At 46.3% G+C, this 14,783-nt stretch carries 12 protein-coding genes and 1 pseudogene; 1 reads left to right on the top strand and 12 read right to left on the bottom strand.

The features are described from left to right. Nucleotides 1-593: 593 nt before the first annotated feature. Nucleotides 594-1,244, bottom strand: a complete 651-nt coding sequence (locus FPL14_RS24730) for a TniQ family protein (protein WP_229264015.1) — start codon at nt 1,242-1,244, stop codon at nt 594-596. A 675-nt stretch (nt 1,245-1,919) separates the two neighbouring features. On the opposite strand from FPL14_RS24730, the gene FPL14_RS24725 reads away from it, so the two are divergent. Next, entirely contained in the window at nt 1,920-3,110 is a 1,191-nt protein-coding gene (locus FPL14_RS24725; RefSeq protein WP_229263656.1) for a hypothetical protein, read from the top strand. Nucleotides 3,111-3,322: 212 nt separating this feature from the next. Here FPL14_RS24725 and FPL14_RS24720 read toward each other — a convergent pair whose 3' ends face one another. The 11 genes and pseudogenes from FPL14_RS24720 to FPL14_RS24665 all read right to left on the bottom strand — a co-directional run bounded on the left by FPL14_RS24720 (nt 3,323) and on the right by FPL14_RS24665 (nt 14,754). Beyond that, on the bottom strand, nt 3,323-4,081 hold the full coding sequence (locus FPL14_RS24720; protein WP_182300230.1) for an SDR family oxidoreductase: 759 nt from the start codon (nt 4,079-4,081) through the stop codon (nt 3,323-3,325). A gap of 45 nt (nt 4,082-4,126) precedes the next feature. Continuing rightward, nucleotides 4,127-5,554 carry a glucuronate isomerase gene (gene uxaC / locus FPL14_RS24715; protein ID WP_182300229.1) on the bottom strand — a complete coding sequence of 476 codons (1,428 nt, stop codon included), beginning with the start codon at nt 5,552-5,554 and terminating at the stop codon, nt 4,127-4,129. Next, nucleotides 5,551-6,318, bottom strand: coding sequence for an SDR family oxidoreductase (locus FPL14_RS24710; RefSeq protein WP_182304149.1), 768 nt, complete (start codon nt 6,316-6,318; stop codon nt 5,551-5,553). Before FPL14_RS24710 ends, uxaC begins: the two co-directional genes overlap by 4 nt. A 414-nt stretch (nt 6,319-6,732) precedes the next feature. Beyond that, entirely contained in the window at nt 6,733-6,921 is a 189-nt protein-coding gene (locus FPL14_RS24705) for a hypothetical protein (protein WP_182300228.1), read from the bottom strand. Continuing rightward, a pseudogene (locus tag FPL14_RS30850) lies at nt 6,848-7,443 on the bottom strand (FGGY family carbohydrate kinase). Before FPL14_RS30850 ends, FPL14_RS24705 begins: the two are co-directional and overlap by 74 nt. Continuing rightward, complete coding sequence (locus FPL14_RS24690; RefSeq protein WP_182304147.1) at nt 7,440-8,693, bottom strand: nickel pincer cofactor-dependent isomerase, group 22; 1,254 nt, start codon at nt 8,691-8,693, stop codon at nt 7,440-7,442. Before FPL14_RS24690 ends, FPL14_RS30850 begins: the two are co-directional and overlap by 4 nt. 54 nt (nt 8,694-8,747) lie before the next feature. Next, complete coding sequence (locus tag FPL14_RS24685; protein WP_182300226.1) at nt 8,748-9,407, bottom strand: hypothetical protein; 660 nt, start codon at nt 9,405-9,407, stop codon at nt 8,748-8,750. Between the two features lie 6 nt (nt 9,408-9,413). Further along, complete coding sequence (larC, locus tag FPL14_RS24680; protein WP_182300225.1) at nt 9,414-10,688, bottom strand: nickel pincer cofactor biosynthesis protein LarC; 1,275 nt, start codon at nt 10,686-10,688, stop codon at nt 9,414-9,416. After that, on the bottom strand, nt 10,685-11,365 hold the full coding sequence (gene larB, locus FPL14_RS24675) for a nickel pincer cofactor biosynthesis protein LarB (protein ID WP_182300224.1): 681 nt from the start codon (nt 11,363-11,365) through the stop codon (nt 10,685-10,687). The genes larC and larB overlap by 4 nt, the downstream gene beginning before the upstream one ends. Next, nucleotides 11,352-12,176: an ATP-dependent sacrificial sulfur transferase LarE gene (gene larE / locus FPL14_RS24670; protein WP_182300223.1), complete on the bottom strand. Its 825-nt coding sequence runs from the start codon at nt 12,174-12,176 to the stop codon at nt 11,352-11,354. The genes larB and larE overlap by 14 nt, the downstream gene beginning before the upstream one ends. Nucleotides 12,177-12,207: 31 nt before the next feature. After that, entirely contained in the window at nt 12,208-14,754 is a 2,547-nt protein-coding gene (locus tag FPL14_RS24665; RefSeq protein ID WP_182300222.1) for a GH36-type glycosyl hydrolase domain-containing protein, read from the bottom strand. Between the last annotated feature and the right edge of the window lie 29 nt (nt 14,755-14,783).

Raw genomic sequence — 14,783 nt, 5'->3', positions numbered from 1 at the left:
TGTCTGAATTTCGTTGAATCGAAGCTCGTTTATGAAAATAGATTATGTAATTGAGGTGCCGTCAGCGTAATTGGAGGCCGCGATTACCTACGACGAATAGAAGCATGATGACATTCTGAATGGACCAGCGAAAAGAAGTATGCCTTCACAGTTTTGTAATTTAAGCTTAGTTTATTTTCAGAAAATGCAGCAAAGGACATTGGAATATAGTTATTATTCATTTCTACTCATTTAATAAAGATAGTTAAGAGCAGCAATATATGTAAGATCTGAAAGCTCCAGTCTTCTAGTTTCAACTTTTTTGTTGCTAGTTTTATCGAGATATTCGATTGTTCTATCGATCCGATATTGGGTATTTAGTTCCGGGAACAAACTTTCAATCTCAAAAGAAGCAACATCAGGTCGAGAATGAAATAAATTAATTCCCATCTTTTTATCGAATAATTTTTCGATCTTCATTTTAGCTGTAGATATGTCGAAATTTAGTGGCCACGATAACAAAATTTCCCCCGCATGTTGAATCCCTTCGTGGATTTCAAAAATGTTAAGTCGATCATTGTACTTGCTATTCCAATAATCATTATGATTACTGGCTAACCAAGAAAAAATGATAAGACGTGAACTAAGTCGATATATCTTAATTTTAGAACTTCTACAGGATATTGCTCTTTTTCTAGCTTATTATTTTTATTGAGTTGATAAATTAAAAGCTTATGTACGTCTAACTTCTCAACTTTATTGAATTTTTCTATGTACCGACATATGTCCTTCCATTGCATATGGCATACTGTACATTTATGTAATAACTCCTCACTCCATGAGAACAATCCATTACAACTGGGACAAGAATCTTGAAGTAAACATTGATGTTCAATACAAGTTGTAATATGAGTAAATTGCCATTCTGAATTAAATGTATTATGATCACGCATACATAAAGGACAAACTTTCACTTTTTTTGACAGTAGATATCGCGGAAACTTTTGCCCAAATAGAAAGCAATCAGTATTTCCCGATCCCCTTTCGAGAAACAACCAATCATTAACTCTACTATTAACGGTTAGATTAATAAATCTTATTGTGTCCCTCTCATCTAAATAAATCGGGTTAGGATTATTCTGTCTATATCTTACTCCAAGCAATTTATAATTTGCTTTCAAATCACAGTGATTCAATTCAGAAATTCGACAGATGTAACTATAAAATGATTCTTTTTCTTGTTGTATTGGTTGAATCGGCCACATCACAGTTACCATCTCCTTCATATTTTATTTGTTCATGAACATTGTAACAAAAATCTCTCACTTCAATACTTATATAGTTAATGGCTCATCGAGAAGGCCCTTTTGTTCGGATTCCCTAAGCCCAACTTCTACAGGTAATAGTTAAAGCCTGTTCCAAATGGTATACAATGCCTTCTCCTCCACCCGATTATAAATTTTAAGGTTGCCCGGATAAATTTTTTATTAAACGCCTATATATAAACAACCGGTAAAACCAATTACATAAAATGACCAAGAAATCCCGCTCCATTAGTCCTATAACGAGCCGAATCTTACCTTTATTATTTAGTTTGCGGTTCCAGACTGTTGTCCAACCTTAATCTCTAAAAGTTGTCTGAAGAAAATAAAGTATTAGACTAGGAAAATAAAGTTGTAGACTGAGAGAATAAGGTGTTCGACTGTCGTCGCTTCAATAAGCTAACAGGCAGATTAATTTATTGGTATATACTAAAAAGGTGATTCATCAGACAGGCTATATTGATCGTCCGCCTCGTGGGAGGGGCTGACATTCAAACTTGATAAGGTAAGGGGGATGTATATGCGCGCTATCACGGAATTGCAAGAGACCATTCTATGTAACAGTTGCGGAGATATTGTGATCGATTTTTTGAGAAATACGGATACAAACTGATCGAAATGATACCTGATTGCGATGAAAAGGAACACGATGGCATTGAAACCTTATGCTGCGCATGTTGTGATGAAGAAATTCAATTGGGGGACGACTACTACATTTTCACGGTGGATGATGAGATAATCGACGACATCGCGGATCGGATTGGCGAAGATATTGGCGGATGCGAGCATTGCGAAGGTGGGGAAAGGTGGAATCTTGTTAATGCATACAATAATGATCCCTATGACCAAAGTTCCCGAATGGACCCGCCAGAAGGGATTAGCATCAGTGATTATCTCTATCATCACGACGTTCCTGAGGAGCTATTTCCACTCCTTTGCACTCATATCCAATGCCGGTGTAGCTATGGCAGGGAAGCAGGTCACTCGGATGACCTCTATGGCGGAATATTTGAGTTGGATGATGAAATCTATACAAAGCGTGATATCGCAGACTATTGGGGGTTCCAATACGAAGCATTTTGTGTCTTCAGTGAGCAATATGGGGAAACGATCGAGGTCGAAGCCTTGCACGAGTTCAGGATGCACCTCAGCCTGTATCCAATGCTTGCATTGGAACATGAAACCGGCCGTGCAATTTATCGAACGTTGAAAAAACACTTTGATGCAAAGAGATTTTCCATACTAACTCCTGGTGTTGGCATATTGTACCGTGGCCGTACACGAAAAAGGGACGCTGCTACCCCATTGGAAAAGGAACAGTTGTGGGCTCCGCCCGCAGGCCTCCCACAACATGGTCGATATAACTGTGTTGGCGTGCCTGTCCTGTATGTCTCCGATCGTCTGGAGGGTATTCCATATGAGATCCACCCGACTCATGAGGATACAATAGACATCGGAGAGTTTCAAATCATCAAAGATGAGCTCTTCTTGTTTGAACTAGGGTCATTTGAACCTACGTTTCAGGGATTCTTTAGTGAAACGAACGAAGAAACAAAGGCCATTAAGCAAGTATATTTGCTTCCTAATTTCATTGGAACGTGTTGCAGCTATATTGGCTATCACGGAGTCAAATACGAGGGTGTACACGGGGAGAAGTTGTCGTATACCAACTATGCGTTATTTAACATCAAACCTGAGGTTGATATTAAGATTAATGATGTAATCAGTTATACACCTCAATTTACAATTAAAATGGAAAAAATCCCTCAATTTTCTTTTGAAAGACTTGTTTCGGAATTTGAGTTCTGACGAACTGCAAGTCCCTTGACTTGATTAGATTTGGATACAGGTTCTTTAATCTCCCTCACTGTCTCCTAGGTGTTGAGCCATGCGATAGAAAAGGAGTTGGCATGACCGCTGCCAGAAGATGTGGCGGACAACAGCGGCAGACCAAGACTATAATTATCAAGTCTTGGTCTGCCGCCATTTCTTTTAAAAATCAGTCTAAAACTCTAATAAAATTAAAATGCAGTCCATCCTGCGTCTGCCGTAACTGTTGAACCGTTAATAAAACTGGAATCGTCAGAGGCTAAGAACAATGCGACCTTCGCGATCTCTTCAGGCTCGCCCACGCGCGGGATGATCGCCATACCGGCCATCGTTCTTTCTGCTCCAAATAGATTCGGTTCCGTATTTGAAGCGCTAATGTTCGTTTTCACGCCGCCTGGTGCAATTGCATTGCAGCGAATACCGAGTTTTGCATACTGATAGCCTACGTTTTTTGTCAATCCGATGACAGCGTGTTTTGATGCGGTATAAGCCGCACCAGCACGTGAGCCGAACAAGCCACCGGCAGAAGCGATGTTTACGATAACGCCTTGTCTTTTCTTCGTGAATATCGGGAGCACCTTACGCATGGTCCGCATTGGACCGGTCGTATTAACCGCAAAAACCTTATCCCATAGTTCATCAGTAAGATCCCCAGCCGGAACGAAATTGTCCATGATCCCCGCGTTGTTAACTAGAATGTCTACCGTTCCGTATTCATTAATTGTGGAATCAATTAACCGTTGAACGTCTTCTTCGACGACTACGTTAGTCATAATCGCAATGGCGCTCCCACCTTTTGCTGCGATGTCCTCCACCACTTTTTTAGCGTTCTGGACATTCAAATCCGAAACGACGACACTTGCTCCTTCCGCAGCGAACAGCTCCGCGATTGCTTTACCCATTCCAGAAGCTGCCCCTGTAATGACTGCCACTTTACCGATTAACTTCATATTTCGACGCCTCCATTTTGTGCATAAGGAGTGTTATTTAAGGAACTATATTAATTCGAACGGAAAGTATTTCTTCGCGTTAAAATAGCAAATATTCTGAATGATTTCTCCTAAAAGCTCCAAGTCGTTAGGGAATTCTCCATTATCAACCCACTCGGCGATTAAATTACAAAGAATGCGCCGGAAGTATTCGTGTCGGGTGTATGACAGAAAACTACGAGAATCGGTCAACATGCCGACGAACCGACTAAGTAAGCCGAGTTCTGCAAGTGACTTCAACTGTGCGATCATTCCTTCCTTTGTATCGTTAAACCACCAGCCGGAGCCGAATTGTATCTTACCTGCAACGCCGCCTTGGAAGTTACCGATCATCGTACCGATGACGTGGTTTTGGACCGGATTTAGCGAGTAAAGAATTGTCTTGGGCAACCCGCCTTCACGCTCGATTGAGTCTAGCAGTCTCGACAAAGGTTGGGCGATTGCGCTATCGTTGATGGAATCGTAGCCGGTATCCGCGCCTATCAATTCGAATGCTTTCGTATTGGTGTTGCGCAGGGCGTTCATGTGATATTGCATCACCCAGCCCCTCTTGGCATATTCCCGTCCGAGGAAAACAAGTGTATAGGTTTTATACATATGCTCCTCATGAAGGCTTATGGCTTCACCCTTAATCGCCTTGGCTAACACCGATGCAGCATCGGTCCTTGTTGCCTCGACGAACGGGACGTAGTTTAGCGCGTGGTCAGAAACGCGACAGCCATTCGTATGGAAGAAATTGATGCGATTTTCGAGTGCATCCAACAGAGCGTCGTAATCGTCGATTGGGACCCCAGATACGCTCTCCAACTTACGAACCCAATCACAAAAACCGGCATTGTTAATTTCCAGTGCTTTGTCTGGTCGGTACGACGGCAATACAGCCGTATAAAAATCTCTATCGGTGTTTAACTTGGCATGAAACTCGAGCGAATCCGTCGGGTCATCCGTCGTACAGATCACATGAACGTCTGATTTTGATATGAAATCGCGCGCACCGAATCCATCGCCAGACAATAGGGTGTTTACCTTTTCCCAGATCACAGGAGCTGTCTTCTCGCTCAACAGCTCTTCAATGCCGAAATACCGCTTTAATTCTAGATGCGTCCAGTGATACAAAGGGTTACCGATTGTCAATGGAACAGTCCGCGCATAGGCTAGGAATTTATCATAGTCACTCGAACTGCCGGTAATATAGGCTTCGTCAACCCCATTCGCTCTCATCGCCCGCCACTTATAATGATCCCCAGCCAACCATACTTCCGTGAGGTTCCGGCACTTCTTATTTTCGTATATTTCTTGCGGGCTCAAGTGGCAATGGTAATCGATGATCGGCAGGTTCTTCGCAAAAATATTATACAACGTAACAGCAGTGGGACTGCGAAGCATAAAGTCATCATCCATAAATGGCTTCGTCATATTAGTAAGATTGGTCATATGGTCATCGCTCCAAATCCGCCGTCAACTCGCAAGAAAGTTCCGGTTACGAACCCCGAAGCCTTCTCCGATGCTAGATAGATGGCCGCTCCCTGTAACTCTTCAGGAGTACCAAACCTGTTCATAGGCGTGTGCCCCATGATGCTCTTGATGCGTTCTTCGGACAGAATTTTTTTGTTTTGTTCGGCAGGGAAAAATCCAGGAATGATGCCGTTCACACGTATCCGATGGGGCGCCAGTTCTCTAGCAAGAAATTGCGTGACCGAATTTACGCCTGCTTTCGAGGCTGAGTATGTGAATACTCGGGATAACGGAGGTCCGGACGAAACGGAAGAAATATTGACTATACTACCTCCCTTTCCTTGATCGATCATTTGCTTACCGAATACTTGGCACGCTAGCATTACGCTCTTCAAATTTACGTCCATAATACTATCCCACTCTTCTTCAGTGATTTCGAAGAATGGAGTTGCACTGTTTTTGCCGGGGCAATTGAACAATATGTCGACGCCGCCGCTCCAACTTACAATTTCGGAGAGTATCCTCTCTAAATCCTCATTACTCGTTGCATCCGCAGTAAATACTTCCGCTTCACCTCCGACATTTTGTATTCTCGATTTAGCTGCAACCGAGTTTTCCGCATTACGCCCAACGACTGCGACCTTCGCACCATACGCTCCAAGCACCTCACCCATTGCGGTTCCTAATGTGCTGTTTCCGCCTATAATGACAGCAGTTTTACCGGATAAATCGAATAAGTCCACTGTTACCAAAATCCTTCACTCTCCCAACTATTGAGTTTGAAATCGAACGATCATTTGAAAGGGATCGACAAGTCTTGGATACAAGCACCGTATATCGCAAAAAGTTCATTTTATACGCCATGATTAGCTGCACTCGGCTCGTGGGTGAACGAAGAATTCGACCAAGCTTTCGCCTGATCGAGACTTTTCCAGTCACCAAGAGTTACGAGGCCTATTGCCGCTGCACCAAGCGAGGAGCTCTCAATGGCATCCGGTACAGTGAGAGGCGCACCAAGAATGTCACCCTTGGGTCGGTGTGCGGTGTACCCACGACAGCCCGAACCGCCCCGCTAGTGCCGATCGTGACCGCGAATTGGTCAGTTTTCACTGCTCCAATACCAACGTTCGCAAGAACACCATCGGATGCGCCGACGTCTACGGACGTATCAGCCGTAATTCCAAGACGCTCCGCCACACCGGATTCGAACCTTCCAGCACGTGCGTCGTGGAGACCAAATCCGGATAAGCGGGATGTGTCGATTCCCGCAGCCTAAAGCGACTGCTCGTGCCATGTCCGGTTTCGAAGAGAGAAAAGTCCGGTCGCGCTTGCGATTGAATGGTCAACGACGTGTCTCCCACCGCTGAGCCAACGTCCCATCACATACTCTTTGATACCGACGAAGCGGTAGGCTTTATTGAACACGCCTTTGGCCTTCTCCCTAAGCCACATAAGTTTTAGCAGTGGCGACATAGGATGAATCGGCGTCCCTGTAGCAGAATAGATTGCCTGTGCGTCGTGTTGTTCGTTTAACATACCTACATAGGCAGCGCTCCGACTATCTGCCCACGTAATCGATGGGGTTAGCGGCTCTCCTTCCCGTCCAAAGCAATCAAGCTATGCATTGCAGAATTGAAAACGATGCATCGAACCTCGTCCGCCCTGGCTTTAGCTTGATCCTTCGCCCCAGCTACCGCATTAGCGGCGGCCTCCGTGATCTCGTTAGGGTTCTGCTCCGCGCGGTCTGGTGCCAGCGTGTTGAGAGAGTATTCAACTGAAACTGTGGCACGGATTCCGCCCTCTCGATCTACAGCTACCGCTTTCGTACTCGTCGTTCCGATATCGACTGCAACAACGTAAGGTTTCATTTTACGAAATATCCCTCGCGGTCGAACGTCCACGAATACGGCTCGGATACAATCTCGATGTCCTGATGGTTGCGGGCCTGCTCCAGCAGCGGAACCGATATTTCGATTTCGCCTAGGTGAAGCGTGTCCTTTATCCTTACTAATCTACATTTCTCGAATTCGAGCACGTTGCACGTCTTCACTGCCGCTTTTATCGCCAGTTCGTCGCTCTCTAACGTCGTGGCGAGCTTGGTCGGTGCGCAAACAGTCGACGTCAACCCGTTCAAATACGTCGCGGTGAAATCCATTTTGTCTGCCAGCCTTCGAGTCGTGAAGTCCGCTGTACCAACGCCGTTCGTATTCCCCTTCGACTCCTTGGTTACATCAAGCACGACGATTTTGTTCACATCAGGACCGCCGGTTGCATACGGCGTCGGATAACGACCCGTGACGTTCGGATCCATGCCGTCTCCGCTGATATTCTTGCCGATCCGATCCACGACGAGCACATCGATTTCATCAAAAAATAACCTTGGCATATGGAACTTCGCCATTTTCTGCAACTCTACTTCCCGTTCATAAATATTGGCGGCAGGAAGCACTTCCAGGTGGCACGTCTCGTCATATGCGTTCTCCACGACGGCGATGCCGAAACGGATCGGTAATTTATCGATCATGACCCTCGCCATCTCCGGCACGAATTCCGCCATGTACTTGAAGCCGAGTTGATGGCAGGCTTCAGCCCCTTTTTGCTTGCCAAGTCCGATTGCAATCATCTTCATGATGCCGCTCTCTATCGGACCACGAAACGCGGTATGGGGCTTGACTCGGTTGATAACGATAATGGCGTCTGCCTCTGAGGCGATCTTATCAACGTAAACCGGAAGCCCGTTTGGCAGCCGATCGATTTCGACGACTTCCATGGAGGACTCTACCGGGGCACCCATTGACTCTTCGTCAATGCCAAGGTGCTTGAGAACCTCGGCTTGTCCGTTCGCCGTCGCGCCGCCGTGACTTCCCATGCATGGAACGATAAAAGGATGCGCTCCGGCAGCCTTTACCACATCTATCGTCTCCTTCGTAATTGCGGCGATATTAGCGATCCCGCGGCTACCTACAGCTATCGCGACACGCTGGCCCGGTTTCAGGGAATCAGCGGCACCAGGTCTGTTTAATTCCTTGTTTAATACTGCAACCGGGTCGTCCAATTTCGAAGTATCGAATTGTTGGCGTATGCGAACCATATTCGGAATCGGAATCGGCTCTAGCATTTTTTTGATTATTTCACTCACGGTAGCCCCTCCTTTTCGTCATTTATAATAGAATTACGATTCCAACAACAAGTATTTAAATCCAAGCAAGAAGCTTAACGCTGCAGATGCATAAACCGTTAGGGGAAAATAAGGTCTGATCTTATTCGTCCAATCGTGCAAATAGATACCGGCTATCGCTATTGCCAGATGCGTGATTAGCAATCCCGCACAGAATACGACGACAACCGCGATCCCATGACTTTGGGCCGTCATACCTGCAATCGTTGTAAAGAGAAGCAATTGGGTTGGGGTTTCGGCCCCTACGCCATGTATGATCCCGACCAAAAACACATTTGACTTCGTAAACGTAAAAGGACGGTTCCGGTTTTTTCGAAGACTTTGAAAGATCGCGACGCCTCGGCTCAGATAAGGACGATGCCTCCTTACCACCAACAATAGGACCGCCAAGACGATCAAGGTTAATCCGATCGTTTTACTCATTAAGTTGTCAACCCATACCGGAACGCTCCAAGCGAACAAAATAATACAACCGCCTAGCAGACACACCATTGTTTCGTGGCCGATAGCATACCATAGTGATAACTTCACCCGTTGTCTCTTTGATCCTGAGTCACTCCCCGTAATATCCGCCAGAGCTGAAACGTGATCCCAATCCAATCCATGCCGCAGGCCGAGTAATAAGGCGAGCATCATAGCCCCGGCAAATTCCATTCTCTATCACTCCTGATGATTTAACCTATTCAACACTTCCCGGTATACCTTTTCCAGCGAAACGCCTGAAGCACGAGCGACCTTTGCTGCATCCTCGAATTCAGGGGATGAATGAAGCCTTTCAGTCCCCGCATAAGCGTGCTTGACGCGAATCGTTCCATAGGGGGTTTCTACTTCCGACCATTCCCGATTTAAGGCAGTCCGCTTCATGTCGCTCCGACGGACTCCGAATGTGGATGTTTCACGAAGCAGCAGATTTTCGAACTTTATATATTCATTCTTTTCACACAAAACCGTAATGAGAACACCAGGTCGATTCTTCTTCATATATACTGGCGTATAATACACATCTAGTGCGCCGTCAGTAAGCAATCGCTCCATAAGATAACCGAGCGTCTCTCCAGGTGTGTCGTCTACTTGGGTTTCCAATACCGTAATCGTCTCAGAGGAAATGGATGACACTGTCCCTAGCTGAATCAGCATGGCCCGTAACACATTCGGATGCTCGAAATCCTTAGTCCCTGCTCCATAACCGATCCGCTCGATCGTTCCACCGGGCAACGGACCGAAACATGTCGCGAGCGCTTTAACGATACCAGCTCCTGTCGGCGTTGTAAGTTCTCCCTGAGCCGTAAAGGAAGAGACAGGAACACCAATCATGATTTCCGCAGTGGCCGGTGCTGGAATCGGGTACACTCCATGTGCCATCCTCATCCGGCCGGAACCAACCGGAACCGGAGAAACGATGATCTCATCTACGCGCAGATTCTCCAAAGCCAAGCACACCCCGATGATGTCCAATATGGAATCCATGGCACCGACCTCATGGAAATGGACTTCCGAAGGATCCATTCCGTGGATTTTCCCTTCGGCTTGCGCGATGACCTTGAAAATGGCTAAGCTTCGAGCTTTGACTCTTGGCGGCAGATTGGAACGCTCGATCATGTGCAATATCTCCGAAGCTTTGCGATGCTCATGAGAATGTCCATGATCGAGGCCATCTTCATCGTGATGATCATGATGATGATGATGATCATGATGATGGTCATGTTCTTGTTGATGGTGATTGTGCTGTCTTACATCATCCTTAAAGCTAAGTTTGAGCCACTTTGCCGAGATTCCTCTACGGATAGCCGGCACGAATTCCATCGTAAACGGATCGATCGGCAGTTCCGATAAATGACGGCGAATATAATCCGGGTCCGCTCCCAAGTCTACGAGAGCAGACAACGCCATGTCACCAGCGATTCCCGATATGCAATCCAAGTAGAGTGTCGTCATTTCATATACGCCTCCATTACGAGTTGAAGAATGGACGCGGCATGATAGGCCGCTCCGAATCCGTTATCGATGTTTACGACAGTTACTCCTGATGCACAGGACGTCATCATCGCCATCATCGTCGTCAACCCTTGGAGATTGGCTCCATAACCAATGGAGGTCGGAACCCCGATAACCGGCCTGCGAACGAGTCCGCCGATAACACTAGCAAGGGCGCCTTCCATTCCGGCGACCGCGATGACAACGGACGCTTCACGAATGCGATCTTTATGTGCCATTAGACGATCGATCCCGGCAACTCCGACGTCATAGATGCGATCCACTTCGCATCCCATCCATTCGGCAGTTCCTGCCGCTTCTTCCGCGACAGGAATATCGGAAGTACCGCCTGTTAATACGGCTACCTTACCAGATAGCCTACGAGTAGCGGTTCCGTAAAAGAGCAATCTAGCGACGTTATCGTACTTCGCTTCCGGAAACACCTTCTTCACTTGTTCGGCCATTTCTTCGGTCGCTCTAGTCACTAAAGCTCTTCCATGAATGTCAACGAGTCGAGTGAAAATCGCCTCTACTTGCTCCACGGTCTTGCCAAGTCCAAACACGACTTCCGGGAACCCGGTTCTATGTTCGCGCGCTACATCCAACTTGCAAAAATCCATCTCTTCAAAGCTTTGCATCTGTAAGACCCTCTCGCTCTAATACTCGGTTCATACTTCCGCTTCTGTAACCGGCGAGATCCATCGCTACATACAAATAACCAATCGATTTCAATTTCTCCGTAATTTTCTCTGCATTTTGAACGATCGATACCATGTCGGCAATCTCGACTTCGATTCTAGCGATATCGTCATGAGATCGAACCCTAACCTGACGAAGCCCAAGTGAACGAAGATAGCGCTCAGATTCTCCGACACGATCCAACTTCTCGATGGTGATCGTTTCTCCATATGCAATCCGGGACGAAAGGCAAGCGAACGACGGTTTATCCCATACGGATAGTCCGGCTTCACGGGCTAGCATCCGAATTTCTTCCTTGAGCAAACCTGCTTCTTGGAGGGGTCCGCGAACCCCTTTCTCTCGGGCAGCTTTGACGCCAGGCCTAAATTCGTTAATATCGTCGGCTATGAGCCCGTATACTATTTGCTTATATTTTCCATCATGAATAAACGGTTCCAAATGCTCGAATAGACTTTGTTTACAGAAATAGCAGCGGTTCCGATCATTCTCCCGATAACCGGGTATACTCAACTCGGAGGTCTCGATTACCGCATGATTCGCTCCAAGCTCCGATGCCAGCCTGCGAGCTTCCTCAAGTTCTTCGGTCGGGTAAGTTTCCGAATCCGCCGTTACGGCTAACACGCGTTCCTTGCCAAGTGAATCCAAAGCAGCATACAGCAAAAATGTGCTGTCGACGCCTCCCGAGAACGCAACTACGACAGAATCCATTTCTCTCAGAATTTCCTGAAGTCGGCCATACTTCTCCAGCATGCCACCCCTCCTTTGGGTTACATGATCGGCATTAAATGATCACTTTAATCTCAATTACGTCATCCGAAAACAAAGAATCTGGCGCGACGAATACTTTCCTTCCGCTGAATGGATCCATCGTACTGCTTTCAACGGATTTATCTCCAACAATCATTTGAGACACACCTGCACAGCGATCCGACTTACGCTCGATTAATAAACGTACATTTTTGCCCAAATAACGGAATTGTGCTGAACAACGGTCGAACTCCTTAGGTAGGCAAGGATCTACGACAATTCCCGAGAGGACAGGACGAATTCCCAACATCCACTCATAAACGATACGCATTCCGTATCCCGTACTTCCGGTTAAGAATGTATCTTTACCTCGTCCTTTATATCGCGGGATATCCTCCCATACATTTACTATCGCATACGGTGCGGTCATTGCCCGATCAACAGGATGTCGCTCTTGGTTATATGGTAAAAGGCAATCCAACGCTTCCCGTACGCCATCCCCGTCACCCATCACTGCGAAAGCCCTCGCTAAAAATCCATGACTACCATGATTATAAGGATTCCCATGCTCGGAACGTCCGGCGGGAGAATCGCCAGAGGCCATTCTACCAACGTGGGGGATAGTACTATAAACGAAAGGCGGAGTCATAAGACGATAGCCATCCGGACATCGAAGCTGTTCGATCGTCTTCATACAGGATTGTGCCATTTCTTTCGTAGCTGCACCCGATATAATAGACCAGTAATTTGCTGGTCCATATATCCGACGTTGCCCGTCCTGATCCATGGGGCTGAATAACCAATCACCGTCATCCTTGAAATAACCATTAAAATATCCGTCAAAATTATAAGCATGACTACGGATTCCCTGAATGAAAAGATTTCGACTTGTCGTATATTTTCGAATATAAGTCTTTGCTTGAGCGCTATCCATCAAACCTACCGCGGAGAAATGTTCAACCATTTCCATTGTCTGTTGAAGAGCGACGATCACTTGTCCTGTCAGCATGACATCCTCGCCACGCCCATTAATACCAAGTCGATTTGCTGTATCTAACCAACCGCCTTCATGCAGCTTACAAAGACCATGTTCGCCAATATTGACTTCGTTCAAATAATACTCCACTAGTAACAGCACATGGACTAATACTGAATTCTTCTTTCCTGCCGGTTGATCCAACCAAGGAAGCTCTTCTTCCAGCAACTTGAAGTCTTTAGTATAGGATAAATACCGATAAATCAGTTCTGTCATGCATGCGCCGGCATCAACGGTATATCGTGTATCACGTTCTTTGCCCTCATGACCTTGAGCGGAGAAATGCCTAGGAATCCAACCATCCATTCTTTGGCACGAAAGCTCGGTAAGAATCAATTGACGAGTATACTCGGGATCTTGTTCTACCATGGCGGTAAAGTCTTGCGCCGCATCTCTCCCACCTCTCATACCTGTAGGCCATCCTCTATCTAGGGAACAAACCCAATCCAATTGAAGAGGCAGCCATTCGTTGGCATATTGATTCAAAGCTTCGTCGGGAGTTTGGATACTGCGCAACGACATCAATTGATCCTTTTCTTCCCGAGTCTTTGCCAGTGCTTCTTCGAACCCTTTTGCGTTTACGTATTTGGCATAATGTCCGGCTTCGTCTGCAGATGGAAGGAGACCTTCGTCCGTCAACGGAATCCAAGCGAACACCTGTTGGAAACTCCGGGACTCTCCAGGTTGCAGAACATAATCGTATTGGAGCGCGCAAACGGGGGGGTATGCAAAAATGTGGTTATCTTCGGACAATTCCCCCCACTGTGTCGCTTTTTCTAGGTTAAGTTCGAGTTTTCCGTTGTAAACAGATTCCGGCTTATCAAAAGTGCCTTTTCCCACAAACTTGTCATAACTAACTTCTCCACCGGACAGCCCCTCCATATCAGACCAGAAAACCGCTCCCCTTCGTTTGGAAATATCGCAGACTGGACTCGTAACATAAACCGAAAATCCGGCGATTTTTCGCTTCAAATCTTTATGGAACGCGGTTTTAATGTACCACTCGGGCTTATCCCACGGATCTCTCTTGGCCCACATCGTTGCATGACGCAACACAGGAGTGGCTGATAGCTTCAAAGGTTCGTTTCTCAAATTCGTCAGAGTAATCCGTTGGCAGATTGCAGCATCATCTTTCGGTACGAACACTTCCGTTATTGATCGCAAGCCCTCGTTCTCGACAGTATAAATGGCTGCGGAAGGGGTAAATCGCACGGCATGATGACTCGGTTCATTCAATGGACTTCCTTGATTTGGATAGTAAAAGTTGTTAAATGGGGAGGTGAATTGTTCCGACTGATACCAAGTCATCCAGACGGAATGTTTTTGGAATCGGTCGCGCATCATCATAACAATATCGACAGGTGGATGTGCAGCAGCATAGGATAAACCGTATTGATCTACACGTAGAAGCAATTTCCGGTTTTGATAAATATAATCCCACGATGTCGGTGTATGGATGGAATTGAGCTCGAAACCAGCCTTTTCTTCTTCAAGAAACCGTCCGTACCCCTTTAAATCCAGTTCAGTAAGTTTTTTTTGATTCATACATATCCTCCTTGGTTCTCTGCCGAACA

It is taken from the genome of Cohnella cholangitidis, assembly GCF_014107495.1.
GTDB lineage: Bacteria > Bacillota > Bacilli > Paenibacillales > Paenibacillaceae > Cohnella > Cohnella cholangitidis.
The sequence above is the reverse complement of the archived record's forward strand: the minus strand, read 5'-3'. Positions and strand labels throughout refer to the sequence as shown.

Coding starts and splice junctions, on each gene's coding strand:
- FPL14_RS24725 (WP_229263656.1), top strand. CDS start 1,920: ATGATACCTGATTGCGATGAAAAGGAACACGATGGCATTGAAACCTTA.
- FPL14_RS24685 (WP_182300226.1), bottom strand. CDS start 9,407: ATGGAATTTGCCGGGGCTATGATGCTCGCCTTATTACTCGGCCTGCGG.
- FPL14_RS24720 (WP_182300230.1), bottom strand. CDS start 4,081: ATGAAGTTAATCGGTAAAGTGGCAGTCATTACAGGGGCAGCTTCTGGA.
- larE (WP_182300223.1), bottom strand. CDS start 12,176: ATGCTGGAGAAGTATGGCCGACTTCAGGAAATTCTGAGAGAAATGGAT.
- larB (WP_182300224.1), bottom strand. CDS start 11,365: ATGCAAAGCTTTGAAGAGATGGATTTTTGCAAGTTGGATGTAGCGCGC.
- FPL14_RS24690 (WP_182304147.1), bottom strand. CDS start 8,693: ATGCTAGAGCCGATTCCGATTCCGAATATGGTTCGCATACGCCAACAA.
- FPL14_RS24665 (WP_182300222.1), bottom strand. CDS start 14,754: ATGAATCAAAAAAAACTTACTGAACTGGATTTAAAGGGGTACGGACGG.
- uxaC (WP_182300229.1), bottom strand. CDS start 5,554: ATGACCAATCTTACTAATATGACGAAGCCATTTATGGATGATGACTTT.
- FPL14_RS24730 (WP_229264015.1), bottom strand. CDS start 1,244: ATGTGGCCGATTCAACCAATACAACAAGAAAAAGAATCATTTTATAGT.
- larC (WP_182300225.1), bottom strand. CDS start 10,688: ATGACGACACTCTACTTGGATTGCATATCGGGAATCGCTGGTGACATG.